Raw genomic sequence first — 22735 nt, forward strand, 5'->3', positions numbered from 1 at the left:
GACAGACGGGCGATGAAATATCGCGCCGATCTCGGGCGACTTCGTTCAGAGATTTTAGGGGAAACAATAGAATACGCCAAGAGGCGCGGGGATGGTCTCCCTGCGCCTCTTGTATCCGCTGATTAAGCTTTATTGCGCCATCATCTGACGCAGCACCGTCTGAAGGATGCCGCTGTTGCGGTAGTAGTCGACGTCCACCATCGAATCCAGGCGAACGATCGCATCGAAGGCGAAAGTCGTGCCGTCTTCGCGAGTCGCGGTGACGGATACGGTCTGGCCCGGAGTCACGTCGTTGGACAGCCCGGAGATGTCGAACGTCTCGCGGCCGGTAATGCCAAGCGATTTCCAGCTTTGGCCGGCGGCGAACTGCAGCGGAAGAACGCCCATGCCGACGAGGTTGGAACGGTGAATCCGCTCGAAGCTTTCGGCGATGACGGCTTTGACGCCGAGCAGGAACGTGCCCTTGGCCGCCCAGTCGCGGGAGCTTCCGGTGCCGTATTCCTTGCCCGCGATGACGATCAGGTTGGTGCCGTTGTCCTGATATTTCATCGAAGCGTCATAGATGGACATCACTTCGTTCGTCGGCAGGTAGGTCGTCACGCCGCCCTCCGTGCCGGGAGCTACCTGGTTCCGAATGCGGATGTTGGCGAACGTGCCTCTCATCATCACCTCGTGGTGTCCGCGGCGGGAGCCGTACGAGTTGAAGTCTTTCCGCTCGACGCCATGCTCCAGCAAGTACTTGCCCGCAGGGCTGTCGGCTTTGATGTTGCCCGCCGGAGAGATGTGGTCCGTCGTGACGGAATCGCCCATCAGCGCCATGACGCGAGCGGCTTTAATATCTTGAATGTCGCCGGCTTCCGGCGAGAGATCCTTGAAGAAAGGCGGGTTCGCGATATAAGTGGACTTCTCGTCCCACTCGTACAGCTCGCCTTGAGGAACCGGGATTTTGTTCCACTGCTCGTTCTGCGTGAACACGTTCGCGTATTTGGCGCGGAACATGTCCGGATTCAGCGAAGCGGCGACCGCCTGCTGGATCTCTTCGTTCGTCGGCCAGATGTCCTTCAGGTAGACCGGCTTGTTGTCGTTGTCGTAGCCGATCGGCTCCTTGGTCAGGTCGATGTTGACGTTGCCGGCCAGGGCGTAAGCGACGACAAGCGGCGGAGAAGCCAGGTAGTTCGCTTTGACTTGCGCGTGCACGCGGCCTTCGAAGTTCCGGTTGCCCGACAATACGGCGGCGACGGTCAAATCGTTGTCGGCGATCGCGGCGCTCACTTCGTCCGGCAGCGGACCGGAGTTGCCGATACAGGTCGCGCAGCCGTAGCCGGCGACGTAGAAGCCGAGCTTCTCGAGATAAGGCAGCAAGCCGGCGTTCTTCAGGTAGTCGGTCACGACGAGAGAGCCCGGAGTCAGGGAGCTCTTCACGTATCCCGGCTTCGTCAGCCCGCGCTCGACCGCTTTCTTGGCGACGAGGCCCGCGCCGATCATGACGCTCGGGTTGGACGTGTTCGTGCAGCTCGTGATCGCGGCGATGACGACGGCGCCCGTGCTCAGCTTGCTCGTCTGGCCGTTCGGATGCTTCACTTCCGCCGTCTGCCCGATCTGGGCGTCGGTCAGGCCGAAGCCGCCTTTGTCGATCGGCGTGCGAATGCTATCGTTGAACGATTGCTTCATCGCCGTCAGCTCTACGCGGTCCTGAGGACGCTTCGGTCCGGCCAAGCTCGGCACGATCGAGGACAGGTCGAGCTCGAGCACTTCGGTGAATACCGGATCCGGCGTATCGTCCGTGCGGAACATGCCTTGCGCTTTATAGTAGTTCTCTACGAGCGCGATCTGATCTTCGTCGCGTCCGGTCAGTCTCAAGTAGTTCAGCGTTTCGCCGTCGACCGGGAAGAAGCCGATCGTAGCGCCGTATTCCGGAGCCATGTTCGCGACCGTCGCGCGGTCGGCCAGGCTGATGTTGGACAGGCCGGAGCCGAAAAATTCGACAAACTTGCCGACAACGCCTTTTTTACGGAGAATCTGCGTAACGGTCAGAGCAAGGTCGGTCGCCGTCGCGCCTTCCGCCAGCTTGCCCGTCAGCTTGAAGCCGACGACTTCCGGCATGACGAAATAGAGCGGCTGGCCGAGCATGCCGGCTTCCGCCTCGATGCCGCCGACGCCCCAGCCCACGATGCCCAGGCCGTTGATCATCGTCGTGTGGGAGTCGGTGCCGACGAGCGAATCCGGATAGACGTCGGTTACGCCGTCTTTCGTCTTCGTGGCGGCCACGGACGCCAGATACTCCAGATTGACCTGGTGAACGATCCCCGTCGCCGGAGGAACGGCGCGGAAGTTGTCGAACGCCGTTTGCGCCCAGCGCAGGAAGCGGTAGCGCTCTTCGTTGCGCTCGAATTCGACGTCCATATTGTACTGCAGAGCGTCCGGGCTGCCGAACGCGTCGACCATGACGGAGTGGTCGATAACGAGATCGACCGGCACGAGCGGGTTGATCCGCTTCGGATCGCCGCCGGCTTGTTTAACGGTTTCGCGCATCGCCGCCAGATCGACGACGACGGGAACGCCGGTGAAATCCTGCAGCACGATGCGCGCAGGAATAAATGGAATTTCTTTGTCCTCGCGGCCTTCCGACCATGTGGCCAATTGCTTGACGTGCTCTTGCGTGATCGCGCGTCCGTCGAATTGGCGAACTGCCGCTTCAAGCAGCACCTTAATGGAGAAAGGGAGCTTGGAGACCGGGCCTGCGCCTTGCTCTTCCAACGCCGGCAGGCTGAAGTAGCGGTAGGATTTGCCGGATGACTGCAGCTGAGCTTGCACTTGATAAGGAATTTTAGACAAGTGTGTAACCTCCTTGATCGAAATCTGTGGGGCTGTCCGTATTTTTGCGCAATCGGATCCAATTGAGAATGAGTTTCATTCTATGAAACACGATTTCAAAAATACTCTATGGTTCCAGTATACCTTGTCGAAGCGGCCTCGTAAAGTCATTTCAGTCCATCCTTCTAACTTCTATAGAATGCCGCATTGTCCGGGGTTTTCATCCGCGATATTCGACTTGAAGTTCGGTTGCCGGGAGGCGATCCGTACGACGGGAAGCGCGAGACAAGCGACCGGAAGGCGGCAGAGGGCGCGCGCGGGGGCCATTCGGAATGGATCGGCGGTTTCCGGCATAGGATGAAGTGGCGCAATCTGACGAAGGCTTGTCGATCAATCGGATTCGGAGGTGGTCTCCATGCCCGGCGAGGATACGGATTGGAAGCAGGCGCTGTTCGAGTATGTGAACACGATTAACGAGGCTTTCCTGAACGCGGATTCCCGCAAGCTGCGGGACATTCCGGACAAGGAGCATCGGGAGCGGCTGAACGAGCGGGTGCTGGCGGCCCCGCGCGGAGACGGGAAATGGGCCATACGAACGGTGCGCAGCGAAATGCGGGTAAGAATCGAACGGTTCCAGGGGACGCGGGGCGAGGCTGCGGCCGATGTGTCGATCCATCTCGTGCGGATGATGGAGCAGCAGGACCGGCTGTGGTCGGAGGAACGCGTGGAACGGGAGAGGCTTCGCTTCGTGAGAACGGCCAAAGCATGGCGTCTGGAGACGGTGAGGCCGCTGCCAGGAGAGAGGCCGGGAGAGCTCGCGGCCGAGGAATTGAACGAAGTGCATGACCCGTGGGACGGAGAGAAGAAGACGCCGGTCCCTTCCGCGCCTTTCATGAACCCGAATGCGCTGTACGGCTTTAAGTCGAGGGTGTACGCCGGGGCGTATGCGCAGGGCGACGACGGCTGGGGATATGGGGCCGTCGGCAGAGGCACTCCTTATTTGCGCGAGGAAGCGGTCGCTTATGCCGAAAGATGGTGGAACGAGCCCAATCCCGCCTACGAGAATTTCGAGGTTAACTGCACCAATTACGTTTCCCAGTGTCTCTTTGCAGGGGGAGCGCCTATGAATTATACTGGGAGAAGGTCTTCGGGCTGGTGGTATAAGGGTTATTCCGGCAAAGAAGAAGGGTGGAGCTTCAGTTGGGCGGTTGCGGCCGGCTTGCAGCACTATTTGGCGGCTCCCCGCGGATTCGGCCTCAGGGCGGAAACCGTGCACGAGCCGGGACAGCTTAAGCTCGGCGACGTGATCTGTTACGACTGGGACGGCAGCGGCCGCGTTGGACATACGACGATCGTGACGGCGTTTACGCCCGAGGGCATGCCTCTCGTGAACGCGAATACGGTCAGCAGCCGCCATAGATACTGGGATTACAAGGATTCGTACGCATGGACGGATAAAACCCGCTATTATTTTTACCACATTGCGGATGAGTTTTAACGAATAAAAATCGGGTCTGCGAGGAAGCGTCTTCGGAAACGGAGAGCGGCCCGCCGCAGACGCCGTTACTCCGGAGGTCATTAGAAGCTATGGGGAACAAAATCCGGGTCGGACTGGTCTACGGGGGCCGTTCGGGCGAGCATCAGGTGTCGCTGCAAACCGCCCTCGCCGTATTGAAGGCGTTCGACTACGATAAGTACGAACTGATTCCTTTCTATATTACGCCTGCAGGCCAGTGGAGATCGGGGCCGCTGCTCGTCGCGCCTCCGTCCGCCGTGTCGGAGCTGCAATTCTCGTCTGGAGAGGAAGCGGCGGCGGGGAGCGCGGAAGCCGGCGGGACGCTGGCGCTGCTGCCCGTGCTGCAAGGGATGTCCGAAAAGGTGCTGACGGAAGGCTCGCCGGTTCACGACGGCAAGGCGATCGACGTGATGCTGCCGCTGCTGCACGGTACGTTCGGCGAGGACGGCACGATCCAGGGGCTGTTCGAGATGGCGGGCTTGCCTTATGTAGGGGCGGGCGTTCTGGCCTCCTCCGTCGGAATGGACAAGGTCGCCATGAAGACGATGTTCGCTCAGGCGGGTCTGCCTCAAGTCGGTTACCGCCATTTTATCCGCTATCAGTGGAACAAAGAAAGGGAATCGGTGCTGGCGAACATCGAGGAGCTCGGGTACCCCTGTTTCGTCAAGCCGGCCAACCTCGGATCCAGCGTTGGCGTCTCCAAGGCGCGCGACCGCGAGGAGCTGGCGGCGGCGATCGAGCAGGCGCTCAGGTTCGACCGCAAGGTCATCGTCGAAGAGTTCGTGGACGCGCGCGAGATCGAGGTGAGCGTGCTCGGCAACGACGAGCCGAGAGCTTCGGTACCGGGAGAGATCGTCAGCTCGAACGAATTCTACGATTATAAGGCGAAATACGTCGACGGCAAGTCGGTCATGGTCATTCCCGCGGAAATTCCGCAGGAAACGGCGGACGCGGTGCGCGACATGGCGCTGCGGGCGTTCCGCGCGATCGACGGGTCCGGGCTGTGCCGGGCCGATTTCTTCCTGCGGCGAAGCGACGGCCGGCTGTTCATCAACGAGGTGAACACGCTGCCGGGCTTCACCCCGTACAGCATGTACCCGCTGATGTGGAAGGAATCCGGCGTCTCCTACCGCGAGCTGCTCGACACGTTGATCCGGCTGGCGCTGGAGCGCTTCGAGGAGCGCCAGTCCATCGACTACGGCTTTTCCTGATTCCCTTCGGGAGGGTATAATGATGGCAGGATAAACGCGCGATCCGGAGGAAAGATGGGGAAGCGCGATCGAGACGGGAGGGAACGCCATGGGCTTCCAAACGGAGTTCAATTCGGTGTGTAAATTCAAATCCGAGCAGGAATTGTACGAGCTGCTGGAATACGGCCGGGGCAAAATGGTCAAAAAGCAGTTCCGAGTGTTCCCGACGGGGCAGAAAGTGATTGCCTACACGCCCGACAACAAGGCGGTCGCCATCGTGCGCATTCTGGCGTCGATCGCCGAAATCAATTTTCAGGGCGAAGAAGTGACCCAGGTGGAGATGGAGCTGGTCCGCCGCTTGACAGAAGAGGAAGCGAGAGTGCAAACGGCGCTTGCACATGAAATGTTCTTCGGAGAGACATCCTAGAACCCTCAAGCCAGTCCGGGGGGTGAACGGGGATGAGGGTTCGTTTCGGCTATGTCGCGATGTCCGTGCATCTGGAAAATGCCTCGCCTTCGAGAACGATGACGATGAAAAGCTTCTCCAAGCTGGCGGATCGGGACGCGGGTCTGCGCAGGCTGGAGAGGCTCGCGGAGGAGAATCTGCGCAACACGCTGCGTCTGCTGAAGCACAATCGGTATTCGGGCGTGCATGTTTACCGGTTGACCTCGAAGCTGATTCCGCTCGCCACCCATGAGGCGCTGCGGGACTGGAACCCTTACCCCGCTCTCGCGACGGCGTTCGCAGAGGTCGGGGCTTTCGTGCGGGAGCATCGGATGCGCGTTTCTTTTCACCCCGATCATTTTACGGTGCTGAATACGCCTCGCATGGACGTCTTCGAGAAGTCGGTGATCGATCTGGATCATCACGTTCGGATGTTCGAGGCGATGGAGCTGGACGGCCGGGCGCTGAACAACATTCACGTCGGGGGCAGCTACGGAGACAAGGAAGCGGCGGGACGGCGGTTCGTCGAGCAGTTTCGTCTCGTCGAGCCGAGAATCGCAAGGCGCATAACGCTGGAAAACGACGATAAAACGTTCACGGCTGCAGAAACGCTGGCGATCGCCGAAGAAGTCGGCGTTCCGATGGTGCTGGACCTTCATCACGACGCGGTGAACCGGAGCAGCGAGAAGCCCGTGGAGCTGTGGCCGAGAATCAAGGAGACATGGAACCGGCTCGAATGGAATATCGTTCATGCCGAAGACGCCGTCCTGAAGCTTCCGCCCAAAATTCACGTCTCAAGCCCCAAGAGCGTCTCCGATCCTCGCGGGCACGCCGATTACGTCGAGCCGGAGCCGCTGCTGGATTTTCTTTTCCGCATCGCCGGGACGACGCCGGCTTTGGACGTCATGATCGAAGCAAAGAAAAAAGACGATGCGCTGATGAAACTGGTGGCGCACTTCCGCGCGCTGGAAAGGCAAGGGGATCCGATCCGGGTGCTGGACGGGGGCACCGTCGAGATTCGCACGTAAAAGCGCATCCCATGCGTATTTTCTCGCATTTTCGCTGTTGCAATCGTCTGGGAAATAAGGTACGTTGAAAAATGAAGGATGCTCGTCCGATCGAAAGGACGGATAGGCGTCCTTACTTGCGAAGAGGGGGATTTCCGCGAATGAACGGTTTGCTTGAGGGGAAAACTATCGTGGTCATGGGTGTCGCCAACGAACGCAGCATCGCATGGGCCATTGCGCAAGCGCTTGCTTCGCAAGGAGCAAGGCTGGTATTTACATACGAGAACGAACGCGTGGAAGAGCGAGTCAAAAAACTGGCGAACACGATCGAGGGCTCGCTGACGCTTCAGTGCAACGTGTCCTCCGACGAGGAGATCGAAGGGCTGGCCGCCCGTCTGAAGGAAGAGGTCGGCGTCGTGCACGGTCTGGCGCACTGCATCGCCTTCGCGAAGGCCGAGGAGCTGGACGGTCTGTACGTCCACACGTCGCGCGACGGATTCGCCTTGGCTCACGACGTCAGCGTCTATTCGCTGACCGCCGTCGCCCAGAGGCTGTATCCGCTCATGACCGAAGGCGGCAGCATCGTGACGCTGACTTATCTCGGGGCGGAGCGCACGCTGCAGAATTATAACGTCATGGGCGTGGCGAAGGCAGCGCTGGAGGCGTCGGTTCGTTATCTGGCCAGCGATCTCGGACCGAGCGATATTCGGGTGAACGCCATCTCCGCCGGCCCGATCCGGACGTTGGCGGCGAAGGGCATCGCCGGATTCAATACGATTCTGAAGCATGTGGAAGAGAAGGCTCCGCTTCGTCACAACACCGAAGCGTCCGACGTCGGCGATACGGCTTTGTTCCTGATGAGCCCGTGGGCGCGCGGAATTACCGGAGAGGTTATTCATGTCGACAACGGATACCATATCGTGGGCTGACGGCGCCTGATCGGACAAGAGCTTTTTTCGCGGCATGCGAAGAAGGCTCTTTCCGTATCCGCACTGAAATTCGGGCGGAAAATCGGGCGCTCCGTATGCGAACGCCGCAACCGCTTATCGCGTTTTTCGTATATGATTAGGAGAAGGACAACCTGGTCCTTGCAACCGATTTCGAAGATTAGAGGGATGAATTCATGAACGCCAATCAACCGGAGAGCGTCATCGGCGGCAAGAGCTTCACCGCGGTAGCCGTCAATTGCGCGGCTAAAGCCGGGGAGTGGATGAAAAGCAAGAGCGGAAATATTACTCAGCTGGATACGAAATATTCGGCCCAGGATCTGGTTACCGAAGTGGATAAGGGCGCGGAGCGAATGATTCGGAATTTGATCGCGACCCATTTTCCGAACCATGCTTTTCTGGGGGAAGAAGGGGTGGAGCCGGGGCCGGCAGCGTCCGCCCAGGCGCTGGAGAAGGTTAAGGACGCCGAATATTTATGGATCGTCGATCCGGTGGACGGGACGACGAACTACGTGCACGGCTTTCCGTTCTATTCGGTATCGATCGCGCTCGCTCACCGGGGCCAGGTCATCGTCGGCGTCGTCTACGATCCGTCCCGGGACGAGCTGTTCGTCGCCGAACGGGGGAAGGGCGCGTACGTGCACGGCCGCAAGATCGGCGTATCCCAAGAGACGACGCTGAGCCAGAGCCTGATCGCGACCGGTTTCCCGGCCGATCCGGCCGGGGCCCTGCCCGCGAATCTGGCGGACATTCAGACGGTGGCGCCCAAGGTTCGCAATCTTCGCGTAGCAGGCTCTGCGGCGCTGCATCTCGCCTATGTCGCCGCAGGCAGATTGTCGGGCTTCTGGGAGCATAATCTGAGCGCTTGGGATATCGCGGCGGGTTCGCTGCTCGTCGAGGAGGCGGGCGGCCGCATGTCCGATTTCCGGAAGGAGCCGTACCATCTTGGCGTACGCAACGTGCTCGCCACGAACGGATGGATTCACGACGAGCTGAGCAGCGAACTGCATCCCGCCTCCCGCACATGAGCCGATGAACTTTCGACCATCCTAGGAACGAAGGGAGGCGAGCGATATGGATCGCGATGAGGCCGAAGAGCTGCTGGCGCGCAAGCTGAGCGAGGAGCCCGCGGAGGCGGACGAAGAGGATGCGGGCGCCAGAGCCGCCAGAAGATTGCATCCGAAGTGGGAAATACGCATTCAAGCAAGCGTCGATCCGATCGTCGAGGAGACGAAAGCGTACCGCGCGATCGCGCGGGAGGTGGACGACAGGTACGATGACGTCGGAACTGACGCCCGCAAGCGATCTCGCAAGGATGAAGGGGGTTCTGCCGGGCACGACGTTGCCCGGAAAGATCAAATCTGACCGGAGTCGGTCGTCGGAAGAGCCGCTTTATCGAGGAGCCAACCGGCCTTAGTTCGAGAATGATCGGACTAGGGCTTTTTTTTGTGATTCAGCAAGTATAAAATACGCTACTCTTATCTGAATCGTCTCCGACACAACGACTTCACCGTCCTGAGGACGCCGAAGTCGTTTTTGATTGGTGATTCAGCAAGTATAAAGTTCGCTATCCTTTTCTGAATCACCTCCGACAAAAACACGATTCTGCGTCTAGAGGACGCCGAAGGCGTTTTTGCTTGGTGAAGAAAAGTTTCAATAAGACTCAAATGAGGCTTTCATTCTATTTCCCAAACATTATAATGTTTTTATAGAGGATCGGGAGAAGCCGAACGGGAAGAACGTTGCGTTACCTCCCGGACACCGCAGGCTGCGGCCGCGCATCCAGATTGACGAAGAAGGTGGGATCGCTTGTGCACGGGGGACTGGTCACCATTAAAGAGGCGCTTGCGCAGCTTAAGCCCCAGGAAAAAATTGTCGCGGAGTACATACTGAACCATCCGGAGCGAATTGTAAGGATGTCCGTTCAGAAGCTGGCCCGAACGACGGGCGTCAGCGAAGCGACGATCGTCCGGCTTTCGCGTTCTCTCCGGTTCAAGGGCTACCAGGAACTGAAAATGCGGATCGTAGCCGATCTGGCCCAGACGGCCCGTTCGGCGATGGATACGGACGCCTATCAGGAAGTCCAGTTGAACGGCATGATATCGAATTTGATCGACTCCATCTCCCATAATAATATGCAGTCGATTCAGGATACGCTGTCGGTGTTGTCCGCCGAAGAGGTGGGAAAGGCGATCGCCAAGCTGGGCGAGGCGAGACAGATTTGCGTTTTCGGCGTCGGAGCGTCGGCGGTCATCGCGGAGAACTTCACGCAGAAGCTGAGCCGCCTGGCCCGCTGGTGCACGGCCGCCTACGATTTCAATACGCAAGCCGCCTGCGCCGCTCTTCTGAAGGAAGGGGACGTCGCATTCGGCATCTCCTACTCCGGCCAGACGGAGGACGTCGTTCGTTCGCTTCGGATCGCCAAGGAGAACGGGGCGTGCGTCATCTCCCTGACCAAATTCGGCAGCAATCCGATCTCCGATCTGGCGGACGTCCGCCTGTTCACGAGTTCCATGGAGATGAGCATTCGGAGCGGGGCGATGGCTTCGCGCGTGACGCAATTAAACGTCGTCGATATTTTGTTTGTCGGAATCGCTCAATTGAACTACGAAACGAACGTCCGGCTGCTGGAGACGACGAGGAAAGCTGTAGCCTTGTCGAAGCGCAATGCGTGAGCGGATGGAGAACGCCGGGGTTATCGGCAGGTTCCCCTCATCTGCGAAGCGCCTTATCGGTATCCATGACGAGAGGGGAACGGTTCGCCCGGTCTCCTCTTTATAGTGCGCTTCACAGAGAGAGTGGAGCTTTTCGGAGGAGAGGTTGACAACCGGGAAATGCCCTGCTACCCTTAAATAGTAATGGTTACGATTAATAAACGAGACCGGACTTGTGTCCGGTTCCTTTTTCGCTTCATTACCGTAATAATTACGATTAGATCGACGAGAGGTGCAAAAGACGGTGCTTCACTACGACTTTATGCAAAGGGCGTTTCTGGCCGGAGGTGCCATTGCGGTGATCGCGTCGGTGCTGGGCGTCTATCTGATGCTGAGAGGGCAGGCGCTGATGGCGGATATGCTGTCGCACGTGTCGCTGGCGGGGGTGACGGCGGGGGCGCTGGCGCGAGGCAGTCCGGCGCTGGCCGGATTTGTCGTTGCGGTGATCGGGGCGATCATCGCGGAATATGTGAGGCGATCGTACCGGTCGTATTCCGACGTGTCGGTCGCGATTATTATGATCGGCGGCCTGTCGACGGCGGTCGTGCTGATGTCGCTGAATCCCGGGGTGGGAAGGAGCTTCAGCTCCTACTTGTTCGGGTCCGTCCTGGCCGTACGACAGACGGAGATCGGCTTGATCGCAGTGGTTGCGGCCGTGGGCGGCGTATTTTTCTACTTATACAGAAAGGCGCTTTACCTGATGGCCTTCGACGAGGAGACGGCGCAGGTCCGGGGCATCCCCGTTCGGATCGTCTCGCTTCTGTTCAGCGCCATGACGGGAATGATCGTCGCGGCGGCGATGCCGATCGTCGGCGTGCTGCTCGTGTCGTCCCTGATCGTGCTTCCGGCAGCTCTAGCGGTCCGGGTCGCGCCGAGCTTCCATACGGCCATAGGACTGGCCATCTTGGTTGGCGTAAGCGGCGTTTTCTCGGGATTATCCGCTTCCTATGCGCTCAGCACGCCGCCCGGAGGAACGATCGCGCTAACGCTGCTTGCTTTTCTGGGGGGCGGCATCGCGTTGAAAAAGGCGGCGGTCAAGATCGCAACATTAAAAAGTCGAGGAGGATGACAAGGAATGAAGAGAGGGTATAAAGGATTGATCGGCATCGCGATTGCCGCGCTGCTGGCCGCAGGGTGCGGACAGTCGACAGGGGGGACCCCGGCGAGCGGGAGCCCGGCCGGAGAAAGCGCGGTGAACGAAAGTACGGCGAGCGGAAGTCCGGAGGGCAAGGATAAGCTGCGGATCGTCGCGTCCTTCTATCCGATGGCCGAGTTTTCTCGTCAAGTGGCGGGAGATCATGCGGTCGTCGTCGACCTGGTTCCGTCCGGAACCGAGCCTCACGACTGGGAGCCGACTCCGAAGGATGTCGCAGCGATTCAGGAGGCGGACGTCTTCGTCTACAACGGTGTGGTCGAAGAATGGGTGGAGCAGACGCTCGACAGCGTCAAGAACGACAAACGGATCGACGTGAAAGCGATCGAGGGCATTGCTCTAATAGAAGGGACGCATAGTCACGATCACGGTCACGGACACGAAGACGAGCACGGACACGGACACGAAGACGAGCACGGGCACGAGGACGAGCACGGACACGAGGACGAGCACGGGCATGAGGAAGAGCACGGGCATGAGGAAGAGCACGGGCACGAGGACGAGCACGGGCACGAGGACGAGCATGGACACGAGCATAGCCACGAGCTGGACCCTCACGTATGGTTGGATCCGCTGCTGGCGCAGCAGCAGGTGCGGAACATCCAGGCGGCGCTGGAACAGGCCGATCCCGAGCATAAGGACGATTACCGGGCGAACGCGGACGCCTACGTCGCCAAGCTTCAGGAGCTTGACCGGAAGTTCAAGGAAGAGCTGAGCGGCGCGAAAAGGAAGGTGTTCGTCACCCAGCACGCGGCGTTCGGATATTTGGCGAAGGCTTACGGGTTGACGCAAATTCCGATCGCGGGTTTGTCGCCGGAGCAGGAGCCTTCGCCGGAGAAGATGGCGGAGGTCGTGGAATTGGCCAAGGAGCACGGCGTGACGACGATTTTCTTCGAGACGTTAGTGGATCCGAAGATCGCCCGGACGATCGCCGACGAGATTGGCGCCGAGACCGACGTCTTGAATCCGATTGAAGGACTTACGAAGGAAGATATCGCGGCGGGACTGGACTATATCGGGATCATGTCGAACAATCTAGCGGCATTGGCGAAATCGTTGAAAGACGCAAATTAAGAGCAAGGAGACCAGAAGATGAGTGAAAACAAACTGCCTGTCACCGTACTAAGCGGATATTTGGGGGCGGGCAAGACGACGATCCTGAACCATGTGCTGAACAACCGGGAAGGCTTGAAAGTGGCGGTCATCGTGAACGATCTGGGAGAGGTCAATATCGACGCCGACCTGATCAAGGACGGGGGCGGGCTGTCCCGCACGGAGGAGAAGCTGGTGGAGATGTCCAACGGCTGCATCTGCTGCACGCTGCGCGAGGATTTGCTGAAGGAAGTGGAGCGTCTGGCGAAGGATGGCCGCTTCGATTACATTCTGATCGAATCCACGGGAATCGGAGAGCCGGTACCTGTCGCCCAGACCTTCTCCTATATCGACGAGGAACTGGGCATCGATCTGACGAAGTTTTGCCGGCTCGATTGCATGGTGACGGTCGTGGACGCCTATCGGTTCTGGAAGGACTTCTCGTCGGGGGAAACGCTGATGGATCGCAAGCAGGAGGTCGGGGAGAACGACACGAGAGAAGTCGTCGACCTGCTGATCGATCAGATCGAATTCTGCGACGTGCTCATCCTGAACAAATGCGACAGGGTGGGCGCGCAGGAGCTGGACGAGTTGGAGAAGGTGCTTCGGGCGCTGCAGCCACGCGCCAAGCTAATCAGGTCCGAATACGGGCGGATCGAGCCGTCGGACATTCTGAACACCGGGCTGTTCGACTTCGAGGCGGCCAGCCGGTCGGCCGGCTGGATACAGGAGATGGAGAAGGACTACCACGTTCCGGAGACGGAGGAATACGGCATCGCTTCGTTCGTATACGAGAGGGCTCGTCCCTTCCACCCGGAGCGTCTGATGAACTGGATGAGCGAATGGCCGGCGGAGGTCGTGCGCGCCAAGGGCATCGTCTGGCTCGCCACCCGCAACGAAATGGCGCAAAGCTTCAGCCAGGCCGGGCCTTCGATTCAATTCGGCCCTGCCGGCTATTGGGTAGCTGCGCTACCGGAAGCGCAGAAGGATTCGATTCTGCGGGAGGAGCCGACGGTCGCCGAGCATTGGCATCCGCTTTACGGAGACAGGATCAATAAAGTCGTCTTTATCGGCATTGAGATGAACCGGGGGCAGCTTACAGGCGAGCTGGACGCCTGCTTGCTGACGGACGAGGAGCTCACGATGGAATGGACGGCGTTCCCGGATCGTTTCCCGAACGGGGCGGCGGAGCAGATGGAGGAGCAGCTGCAGGGATAACCTAACTAACGAAAGGGGAATAAAAGCGATGAGAGTCATCGTAACGCTGGCCTGCACCGAATGCGGCGATCGCAACTATACCGTATCGAAGAACAAGAGGACGCATCCGTCGCGGCTGGAGCTTAGAAAATATAGCCCGCGGCTCAAGAAGCATACGATCCATCGGGAAGTCAGATAGCCGGAGCGCATAACGGAGCGGGGGTGTCCTTGGGTGGGCGCCTCCGCTCCGTTTATGGCTTCTCAAGAGTGATCCTGCAGCTTCTTCAGATGGTCGATCACCGTCTTCGGGCTCTCCTTGGCGTTGGCGCCGTTGATTCGGTAGCTGTTCGCATCCGCACGGGAGTTGATGCCCTTCCTGACCGTGAAGGAGAGCTGAATGTCGAGCGATTGCATGACGTCTAGGACCGTGTCGTTAAAGGCGCCGTAAGGGAAGGAGAGGATGCTGTCGGCGTTGCCGAGCTCGTCTTTTAACCGTTCCTCCGCTTTCGCCAGATCCTCGGAAATCCGCTGCCGGGCCTCCTCCAGCGTCTCCTGACGCTTTTCCTCGATCAGATACTTCCGCGCCGTAAGCGCCGGCTTCTTGCCGCCCTGACCGTTCTCTTCGACATAGACGTGCGAATCGTAAGTATGCGAATAGAAGGTCATGCCGTCCTTCTGCATCTCGCGCATCTGATCCCAGGTTATCTTCGGCGCGCCGATCCGTTCATCGATATACTTGACGATGACGAAGTTGGTCGCGGGATAGCCGTATTCCTTCAGCACCGGGTACGCCAGCTTGTAGAAGCTTTCATATCCGTCGTCGAAAGTAATGAGCACCGCATTGTCGGGCACCGGCCCCTGATTTAGAATAAATTCGGAATATTCCTTCATGCCGATCACCTGGAAGCCGTTTCTTTTTAACAGCTCCATCTGTTTTTTGAAATCTTTCACCGAGAGCGCATTTTTCGTCGTTTTGCCTTCCGTAAGGTCGTGGTACATCAAGACGGAGACCTGATCGCTATAGTAGACCGCTTCCTCCACAGGCTCGGCTTCAGCTTCGGCATTGCTGCAGGCGCTGAGGATCGTGACGGCAAGCAGCACCCAGACGAGCGCGGTCGTCCATTTTTTTTCGCTTAAGTTCATTTCTTGAATCTCCTCCTTCTGTTCAGAAGGATTATAGAAATGAAACCTTAATGGATTAGAGCGCCGTTCCTTATCAAATGGGTGGAATATTCCTTAAAGATCTCTTAACAGCGACAATCCGGAAAGCGCGGGCCGATTAAAAAACGCAAGAGCCTCCGACGATCGGAGACCCTTGCGCAACGAACCTTTTCTGCAAGTATGGAATGCGGGGCGGCACACCTATTCCGCGGTTTTGTTCAGTGGAATAAACACGAGGCTGATCGGGAGATTGCTGCCCGACGCGATGACCAGCGTCAGATCGACGGTCTCCTCCGTATGGCCGGTGCGGTACAAGACGCCCAGCTCGTCGGGGTCCTTCAGAATGCTCTTCTCTACCGTCTGCACCACGCGGTCATTGACCAGCAGCGCTCCCGCATAGTGGCCGCCCCGCGCGTTAAGCCCGATCAACGTATTAGGAGCCACCTGTACCCGTAGCTTGTAGCGGACGCCGGTGTTGCCTTTATTCGTTTCAGGCTGGCCGAGCAGCTTGTCTTCGCCCTCAAGGAAGCTGTCGTTATAATCGCCGATCGTGATCCGCTGCTCCTCGTGACCGAGCGTCCCGTCAATCACAAGCGAACGGTCGGCATCCTGGAACGTGCCGCGGACATGGCGGCCGTCGCGATCCAATAGCTTCAGCTGAGGGAGAATCTCGAAAATAGACTGATCCGGATGCGCCTCCGCGTCTACCGCGGCAACGGTAAACTGCAGCTCGTCGCTGGTCTCGATCTCGGTGTAGGAGGTCATGATCAGGTTCGGCTTCAGCGGCGTTTGGCTGACCTCCGGCAGGACGACGACGGATTCGCCCGGCTGCAGCACGACCTTGTCGCGCGGCGTTCCGTGGGCCGTATCGTCGAGGAAGCGGGCGACGGCGTTTTTGCCGCTCGTGGAAACATAGGTCGTCGGGCCTCCCTTGCCGAACGCGTTGATGTTGTAGGCGACGGGATGGCTCTGATGATTGGTGGCGACCAGATAGATCGTCAGCGCCTTGCCGGAGCGGTTGCCGTTATGGATATTGATTCGGAACTTGCCGGAGAGGCTGTCCCGATAGGCGATGCCCTCCTCCAGGAAATATTCCGGGCTGTTGCTGCGAATCAGCTGCATCGGCTGGGATTCGATCGTGTACGGCACTTGCGCCATCCGAAGCACGGATTGGCCGACGATCGGGAATTTGTCGCCCGGCGGAGTGAACAGCCGGTTGAACTCCTCCTCGGTGTGCATCGTTTCATCCGTGATTTCGATGTTCTGCGTATAGGAGCCGGTCAAGCCGTATTGATTGGTTACCGTCAACGTAATCTCCGTCACGCCGGGGCGGAAGAAGGCTCGTTCCTTTCCCGTCCACTCCGTCTTGACGATCCGGCCGTATTCGTCGTAGCTTTCATCGGAATATTCGATCGGTTCTCCCATTTTGTAGACGGTCTTGTTCGTGGTAAACTTTGCGACCGGAGGCACGTCCTTCACTTCTTCGTTCCAGGAAAGAGAAAACGAGGCCCCGTTTACTTCAAACAAGCTGCCGGTAATTTCCGACCAAGTGCGGATTGGCACCATCATGCTGCCTTGCAGGGTGAACAGCTTGCCTGCGGCGAGGCGCTTTTCTCCGTTCAAGGTGTAACGAGCCGTGCCCGCCGCAAAACGGATTTCCGCGCCATCCTTCGAGACGACCGATTCCTTGGTTGCGGCGTCATAAGAGACGCTGTAGCCGTATAATCCGGCGAACGTGCTCAGCGGAATGTAGTGGGTCCCGCCCTTGTAAGTGACCGGCTGAACGGCCTTCGACGTTTGGCCGTTATGCTGGATGCTCGCGCTGTTTGGATTCAGCAGGAGGGTGTGCCTGGAGGCGTCTTGCGCGAACGCCGAAGCGGCGGGAAAAGGGACGGCCAGAAGCATGGAGCCGACGGCAACCTTCAACAGTCGTTTCTGGATGGATTTTCTCATTGTGCAAAGCTCTCCTTAACTGGTTCGATTTAGTTTGCAGTCGCTGAATGAAGACACGAACTAATTAACGCAAACGAATGTAAAATGTTGCGTTATTTTGGCATAGGGGCGACTGGAAATCGATTTCGGGAAAGGCAGAAAAAAGAAGCCGTTCCCGATTCGAGGGAAGGCTTCCGGAAGCTTGGGCTAATCCGAATCGCGGGCCATCTCGCGGAACGCCTCCTCGGCGGCGGCCAAGGTGGCGTCGATGTCGGCGTCGGCGTGGGCGGTCGTCAGGAACCAGGCCTCGTACTTGGACGGGGCGAGGTAGACGCCGCGCTCCAGCATGAGCCGGAAGAAGCGGCCGAATCGCTCGCCGTCGGAGCGCTGCGCCTCCTCGTAATTCGTAACCGGCCCGGCGCAGAAATGCGTCGAGAACGCTCCGACGATCCGATTGATCGTCAGCGGCACGCCGTGCCTGTCGGCCAAGCTCTGCAGCCCGGCGCACAGCCGCGCGGCCTGCGCCTCCATGCGCGCGTAGACGCCCGGCTCTCGCAGCACCTCCAGGCAGGCCAGTCCGGCCAGCACCGACGCCGGGTTGCCGGCCATCGTGCCCGCCTGATAGGCGGGGCCCAGCGGCGCGATCATCTCCATCAGGTCGGCGCGTCCCCCGTAGGCGCCGATCGGCAGGCCGCCGCCGATGATTTTGCCGAGGGCGGTCAAGTCCGGCCGGATCGCCTCTTGATCCGCGAACGCCGGGAACGTCTGAGCCGAGCCGTAGTGGAACCGGAACGCGCTGATGACCTCGTCGTAGATGACGAGCGCTCCCGCGTCCCGGGCCATCCGGCACAGTCCCTCGAGGAAGCCTGGCTTCGGCATGACCATGCCGAAGTTGCCGACGATCGGCTCGACCATAACCGCGGCCACCTGGTCTCTCCAATGCTCCAGCGCGGCGCGCAGCCCTTCCAGCTCGTTAAACGGCACGGTAATGACCTCGCTCGCGATGCTGGGAGGAATGCCCGCGCTGTCGGGAATGCCGAGCGTCGACGGCCCGGAGCCGGCGGCGACGAGCACCAGATCGGCATGACCATGGTAGCATCCGGCGAACTTGATGATTTTGTTGCGGCCGGTGAACGCCCGGGCGACGCGGATCGTCGTCATGACCGCCTCCGTGCCGGAGTTGACGAAGCGCACCTTGTCCATCGACGGAATCGCGGCCTTCAATGCCTCGGCAAGCCGGATCTCGTGCTCCGTCGCCGTGCCGTACAGCGTGCCGTTCTGCGCCGCCCGGACGATCGCCTCGCTCACCCGCGGATGGGCGTGGCCCGTAATGATCGGACCGAACGCGGCCAGATAATCGATGTACCGGTTGCCGTCCACGTCCCAGAAATATGCGCCCTCGGCGCGTTCCATGAATACGGGCGCGCCCCCGCCGACCGCCTTGAAAGAACGGGAAGGGCTGTTCACCCCTCCGACGATATGGCGCTGAGCTTCCTCGTACAGCTGCGCCGAACGAACTCTTTCCTTCATATCCCTTCACCCTCCAACGGAGACGGCCTGCCGGTCGGCAGGCCGTCTCGTATTCTTATCCGAAAGATGCGGCCGTGCCGTTACGGCGACGCCTCAGCGCCCGAGGAGGCCGACGGCTCCGACGGGTCCGACGGGTCCGACGAGTCCGGGGTCTCCGGAGCCGAGTCGTCCGACGCCAGCACTTCCTGAACGTATTCCTTCAGCTTGTCGCGGTCCCGGATTCCCAGCATCGCCGAGCCTCCCACATTCTCGTCGTAGACGAGCTCCATCGGAGGAATCTGGGCGGAGCCGGCCTGATGCGAGTTGTACCCGAGCGTCGCCAGCTTCAGCATATCGTTCGTCGACAAGTTCGTCTCCACGAACGGAACGACCTCGCCGAGAATGTCCGGCAGCTTGATGAGGTTCCAGCCGTTCTTCAGCTTGGCCGCCACCGCCTTCAGAAATTCGCGCTGGCGCTCGGTGCGGGTGAAGTCCGACAGCTTGTCGTGCCGGAAGCGCACGTATTGGAGCGCCTTCTCGCCGTCAAGATGCTGCTGACCCTTCTTCAGATCGATATCGTACCGGTTGCCGTCCGCATTGTCCGTCCACTTCATATCCTTTTCCACGTAAAAATCGACTCCTCCCAGCGCGTCCACCAGCTTGATGAAGCCCTGGAAATCGGCGTATACGTAATACTGGACCTCAAGCCCCATCAGATTGCCGATCGTCTTCATCGCCAGGTCGGGTCCTCCGAGCGAGAGGGCGGTATTGGCGCGATTGTCCCGGTAGCCGGGAATTTCCACGCGGGTATCCCGCAGCACGGAGAACAAATGAATCTTCTTCGTCACGGGATCGAAGGAAGCGACGAGCATCGTATCGGAACGGGGAACCTCGCCCTCCCTCAAGCCTCTGTCGTCCCCGCCCATGAGCAGAATGTTCACTCGCTCAGTGCCTTCCCACTCGGGCGGCTTGTACTCCTCCTTCTCCTCGAATTGCCCGAACCTCGACTCCTCTTTCGGCTTCTGGGCGTTCTCGATTTGCGCATAGCTCGACCAGACCCACCAGCCTACCAGGCATATAAAAATAAAGGCCAGACTCAATATAGAGAATAGCGTAATCTTCCACTTTTTACTCATTGCAATGTATCCTCTCAGTTGGCAGTATGTTAAAATTATAAAGTTTCGGTAGCGGCATACGCAAGTTTATGTAAAAAACCTAATGAACTCGACTTGATCACAGGAGGTTCATCATGTTAGCGATAGACGTGCACCAGCTGCGCAAGCAGTTCAAAGTTCAGAAAAACCGCGAAGGCCTCAAGGGGGCTCTCCAGGATCTGTTCAAGAGAGAGCATATCGAAGTGACGGCGGTCAAGGATATCAGCTTTCAAATTCCCCAGGGGGAAATCTGCGGCTATATCGGCGAGAACGGCGCAGGCAAGTCGACGACGATCAAGATGCTGACGGGCATTCTCGTGCCGACCTCCGGCAAGCTGCTCGTCAACGGCTTCGTTCCCTACAAGGAGCGGGAGAGGTTCGTTCAGGGCATCGGCGTCGTGTTCGGGCAGAGAAGCCAGCTGTGGTGGGATATCGGGGTCATCGAATCGTTCCGGCTGCTTCGCAAAGTATATCGGGTGGACGAGACGGATTTCCGCAAAAGGCTCGACGAGCTGGTGGAGACGCTGCAGCTGCAGGAGCTGCTCAACCGGCCGGTGCGCAAGCTGAGCCTCGGCCAGCGGATGCGCTGCGAGCTGGTGGCGGCGCTGCTGCATAACCCTTCGATTCTGTTTCTGGACGAGCCTACGATCGGCCTCGACATCGTCGTGAAGACGGAAATCCGCGAGTTTCTGAAGAGGCTTAACCGCGAACAGGGCACGACGATTCTGCTGACGACGCACGACCTGCAGGACATCGAAGCGCTCTGCTCGCGCGTCATTATGCTGGACGACGGACGAATTATCTACGACGGCGGGCTGGAGGAGCTGAAATCCCGCTGGGGCAAGGGACGCGAGGTTCAGTTCCAGTTTACCGACCCGGTGACGCTGGCGAAGGTGTCGGCGCTGACGGGAGAGCTCGAGGTGCGCTGGTCGCTGGACAACGACTTGACCGCCAAAGTGTGGATTCCCCGCGAGATGAACGTGTCGGACGTGCTGTCCCGCGTCGTCGGTCGGCTCGACATTAGCGACATCAAGATTTTCGAGACGAACACCGACGAGATCGTCCGCGAGATTTATCAGTCCGGAAGCGCCGATGCGCCGCGCGACTTGTCCGCCCTGACCGGCGAGGAAGAAGCGGCTGCCGCGGAGAAGGAGCGGGAGAAGACGGGGGCGGGAGCGGCAAGATGATCAGCATGTACTTGGATTTCGTCCGCATCCGGTTTCTGATGATGCTCGCCTACCGCGTCAACTATTACAGCGGCATCGTCATCTACGCGATAAATATCGGGGCGTATTATTTTCTGTGGCAGGCGATTTTCGGCGAGGCGGAGACGCTGCAGGGGTTCACCGTCATTCAGATGTCCACCTACGTGGCCGTGTCTTGGATGGCGCGGGCTTTCTACTTCAACAATCTGGACCGGGAGATCTCGAACGAGATCGTCGACGGCAGCGTGGCGATCCAGATTATCCGGCCGTATTCCTACTTGTTCGTGAAAATGATGCAGGGCTTCGGAGAAGGGCTGTTCCGCCTGCTGCTGTTCATGGTTCCGGGGATGATCGTCGTCTCGTTTATTTTTCCGCTGGAGCTGCCGACCGATCCGATGCAGTGGATCGTCTTTTTCGTCATGATCTGGTTCAGCTTTCTGATTAATACGCAGTTGAACATTTTAACCGGCTTGGGCGCGTTTTTCTTCGAGAACAATCAGGGCCTCATGACGATGAAAAGAATTATGGTCGACCTGCTGTCCGGCGTCGTCGTTCCGATCGCCTTTTTCCCGGGGTGGGCGATATCGGTCATGAACTGGCTGCCCTTTCAGGCGATTACGTATTTGCCGGGCTCGGTGTTCACCGGACGCATCCAGGGGGCGGGCGTGTGGGACGCGCTGCTCGTTCAGGTCGCGTGGACGGTCGTGCTGATCGTTCCGATTATGATGGTGTGGCGCGCGGCGCGGCGCCGATTGTTCGTGCAAGGAGGGTGAGGAAAAATGAGCCGATTCGCGTTTACATTGGGCTTGTACCGGGATTATCTGGCCAACTACTTGAAGACGAAGCTGAGCTACCGCGCGGATTTCTGGGTCGAGGTGCTGTCGGATCTGCTGTTTAACGGGCTTAACCTCGTCTTCATCTTCATCGTGTTCATGCATACTCCGTCGCTGGCGGGCTGGAGCGAGGCGGAGGTCGTGTTCGTCTACGGCTATTTCATGATCGCCTCCGGCGTGTTCTCGACATTCTTCAGCGCGTGGAATTTCAGCGAGCGGTATATCGTCAAAGGAGAGATGGATCGGGTGCTGACCCGTCCGGCGCATTCCTTGACTCAGGTCATGCTGGAGAACATGGATCCGCCCGCGATGTTCGGCGCCTTGGTCGGCCTCGCCATTCTGATCTCGTCGTGGGCGACGCTCGGCCTGCCGTTCCACTGGTACGATCCGCTCGTGCTGATCGTCATGGTGGCAGGCTCTTGTTTCATCTATATGGGCATCTACACGGCGATGGCGGCCATCTCGTTCTATTCGGACGCGCCGACGGGGATCGGACCGCTGATCTACAACATTCAGAACTACGGGCGCTATCCGGTGGAAATCTACAATAAGACGATCAAGTTTCTGCTGACGTGGCTGCTTCCGTTCGCTTTCGTAGGCGTCTATCCCGCGTCGTTCTTCCTCGGCCGGCTGGAGGAATGGTGGATGCCTTGGCTGACCCCCGTCGTCGGCCTCGTCTTCCTGACGCTCGGCGTCGCATTCTGGAACTACGGCGTGAAGCGGTATCGGGGGGCGGGGAGTTAGGGGACGACCGCTTCGAGCGGGTCCTGCGGCAGCCATCGGGGAGTGGCCCTTCGTCCGATTGCTCTTCCGCTATCGGACTCAGCAGACGCTATTTTGCCGAAAATACCGCATTTTGCTGACGT

The 22735-nt window shown here is 59.0% G+C and carries 20 protein-coding genes; 15 read left to right on the forward strand and 5 right to left on the reverse strand.

Annotated elements, in window-relative coordinates; all coding sequences use genetic code 11:
* Window positions 1-129: 129 nt before the first annotated feature.
* The gene (gene acnA, locus ACFO3S_RS09850) at window positions 130-2835 is read right to left on the reverse strand and encodes an aconitate hydratase AcnA (protein ID WP_378094886.1); all 2706 of its coding nucleotides are present in this window, start codon (window positions 2833-2835) and stop codon (window positions 130-132) included.
* A 394-nt stretch (window positions 2836-3229) separates the two neighbouring features.
* On the opposite strand from acnA, the gene ACFO3S_RS09855 reads away from it, so the two are divergent.
* The 12 genes from ACFO3S_RS09855 (at window position 3230) to rpmG (ending at window position 14274) form a co-directional block, all read left to right on the forward strand.
* A complete protein-coding gene (locus ACFO3S_RS09855; protein ID WP_378094888.1) occupies window positions 3230-4312 on the forward strand; it encodes an amidase domain-containing protein in 1083 nt (360 codons plus the stop codon).
* Between the two features lie 89 nt (window positions 4313-4401).
* Complete coding sequence (locus ACFO3S_RS09860; RefSeq protein ID WP_378094890.1) at window positions 4402-5541, forward strand: D-alanine--D-alanine ligase; 1140 nt, start codon at window positions 4402-4404, stop codon at window positions 5539-5541.
* A gap of 88 nt (window positions 5542-5629) precedes the next feature.
* Window positions 5630-5947: a hypothetical protein gene (locus tag ACFO3S_RS09865; protein WP_378094892.1), complete on the forward strand. Its 318-nt coding sequence runs from the start codon at window positions 5630-5632 to the stop codon at window positions 5945-5947.
* A 32-nt stretch (window positions 5948-5979) separates the two neighbouring features.
* Window positions 5980-6993: a UV DNA damage repair endonuclease UvsE gene (uvsE, locus tag ACFO3S_RS09870; protein ID WP_378094894.1), complete on the forward strand. Its 1014-nt coding sequence runs from the start codon at window positions 5980-5982 to the stop codon at window positions 6991-6993.
* 140 nt (window positions 6994-7133) lie between these two features.
* Window positions 7134-7901: an enoyl-ACP reductase FabI gene (gene fabI / locus ACFO3S_RS09875; protein WP_378094896.1), complete on the forward strand. Its 768-nt coding sequence runs from the start codon at window positions 7134-7136 to the stop codon at window positions 7899-7901.
* 194 nt (window positions 7902-8095) lie between these two features.
* On the forward strand, window positions 8096-8947 hold the full coding sequence (locus tag ACFO3S_RS09880; protein ID WP_378094898.1) for an inositol monophosphatase family protein: 852 nt from the start codon (window positions 8096-8098) through the stop codon (window positions 8945-8947).
* A gap of 46 nt (window positions 8948-8993) precedes the next feature.
* Complete coding sequence (locus tag ACFO3S_RS09885) at window positions 8994-9284, forward strand: hypothetical protein (protein WP_378094900.1); 291 nt, start codon at window positions 8994-8996, stop codon at window positions 9282-9284.
* A gap of 446 nt (window positions 9285-9730) precedes the next feature.
* A complete protein-coding gene (locus ACFO3S_RS09890; protein ID WP_378094902.1) occupies window positions 9731-10594 on the forward strand; it encodes a MurR/RpiR family transcriptional regulator in 864 nt (287 codons plus the stop codon).
* A gap of 301 nt (window positions 10595-10895) precedes the next feature.
* Entirely contained in the window at window positions 10896-11702 is an 807-nt protein-coding gene (locus ACFO3S_RS09895) for a metal ABC transporter permease (RefSeq protein WP_378095040.1), read from the forward strand.
* 6 nt (window positions 11703-11708) lie between these two features.
* Window positions 11709-12860: a metal ABC transporter substrate-binding protein gene (locus tag ACFO3S_RS09900; protein WP_378094904.1), complete on the forward strand. Its 1152-nt coding sequence runs from the start codon at window positions 11709-11711 to the stop codon at window positions 12858-12860.
* 18 nt (window positions 12861-12878) lie between these two features.
* A complete protein-coding gene (locus ACFO3S_RS09905) occupies window positions 12879-14096 on the forward strand; it encodes a GTP-binding protein (protein ID WP_378094906.1) in 1218 nt (405 codons plus the stop codon).
* A gap of 28 nt (window positions 14097-14124) precedes the next feature.
* Window positions 14125-14274 (forward strand): 50S ribosomal protein L33, encoded by a 150-nt coding sequence (rpmG, locus tag ACFO3S_RS09910; protein WP_378094908.1) that lies wholly within the window; start codon window positions 14125-14127, stop codon window positions 14272-14274.
* A 62-nt stretch (window positions 14275-14336) separates the two neighbouring features.
* On the opposite strand, the gene ACFO3S_RS09915 is transcribed toward rpmG, so the two are convergent.
* The 4 genes from ACFO3S_RS09915 to ACFO3S_RS09930 all read right to left on the reverse strand — a co-directional run bounded on the left by ACFO3S_RS09915 (window position 14337) and on the right by ACFO3S_RS09930 (window position 19813).
* Window positions 14337-15218: a polysaccharide deacetylase family protein gene (locus tag ACFO3S_RS09915; RefSeq protein ID WP_378094910.1), complete on the reverse strand. Its 882-nt coding sequence runs from the start codon at window positions 15216-15218 to the stop codon at window positions 14337-14339.
* A 219-nt stretch (window positions 15219-15437) separates the two neighbouring features.
* Complete coding sequence (locus ACFO3S_RS09920) at window positions 15438-17189, reverse strand: stalk domain-containing protein (protein WP_378094912.1); 1752 nt, start codon at window positions 17187-17189, stop codon at window positions 15438-15440.
* A gap of 186 nt (window positions 17190-17375) precedes the next feature.
* On the reverse strand, window positions 17376-18698 hold the full coding sequence (locus ACFO3S_RS09925; protein WP_378094914.1) for a glutamate-1-semialdehyde 2,1-aminomutase: 1323 nt from the start codon (window positions 18696-18698) through the stop codon (window positions 17376-17378).
* 80 nt (window positions 18699-18778) lie between these two features.
* A complete protein-coding gene (locus ACFO3S_RS09930) occupies window positions 18779-19813 on the reverse strand; it encodes an LCP family protein (protein ID WP_378094916.1) in 1035 nt (344 codons plus the stop codon).
* A gap of 113 nt (window positions 19814-19926) precedes the next feature.
* Here ACFO3S_RS09930 and ACFO3S_RS09935 point away from each other — a divergent pair, with 113 nt between their 5' ends.
* The 3 genes from ACFO3S_RS09935 to ACFO3S_RS09945 are packed head-to-tail and all read left to right on the forward strand — an operon-like array spanning window position 19927 to window position 22613.
* Window positions 19927-21018, forward strand: a complete 1092-nt coding sequence (locus ACFO3S_RS09935) for an ABC transporter ATP-binding protein (protein WP_378094918.1) — start codon at window positions 19927-19929, stop codon at window positions 21016-21018.
* The gene (locus ACFO3S_RS09940; protein WP_378094920.1) at window positions 21015-21809 is read left to right on the forward strand and encodes an ABC transporter permease; all 795 of its coding nucleotides are present in this window, start codon (window positions 21015-21017) and stop codon (window positions 21807-21809) included. The genes ACFO3S_RS09935 and ACFO3S_RS09940 overlap by 4 nt, the downstream gene beginning before the upstream one ends.
* Before the next feature lie 6 nt (window positions 21810-21815).
* Window positions 21816-22613, forward strand: coding sequence for an ABC transporter permease (locus ACFO3S_RS09945; RefSeq protein ID WP_378094922.1), 798 nt, complete (start codon window positions 21816-21818; stop codon window positions 22611-22613).
* Window positions 22614-22735: the final 122 nt, after the last annotated feature.

This window comes from Cohnella hongkongensis (genome assembly GCF_042654645.1).
In the GTDB taxonomy this organism is placed as follows: Bacteria; Bacillota; Bacilli; order Paenibacillales; family Paenibacillaceae; genus Cohnella; species Cohnella hongkongensis.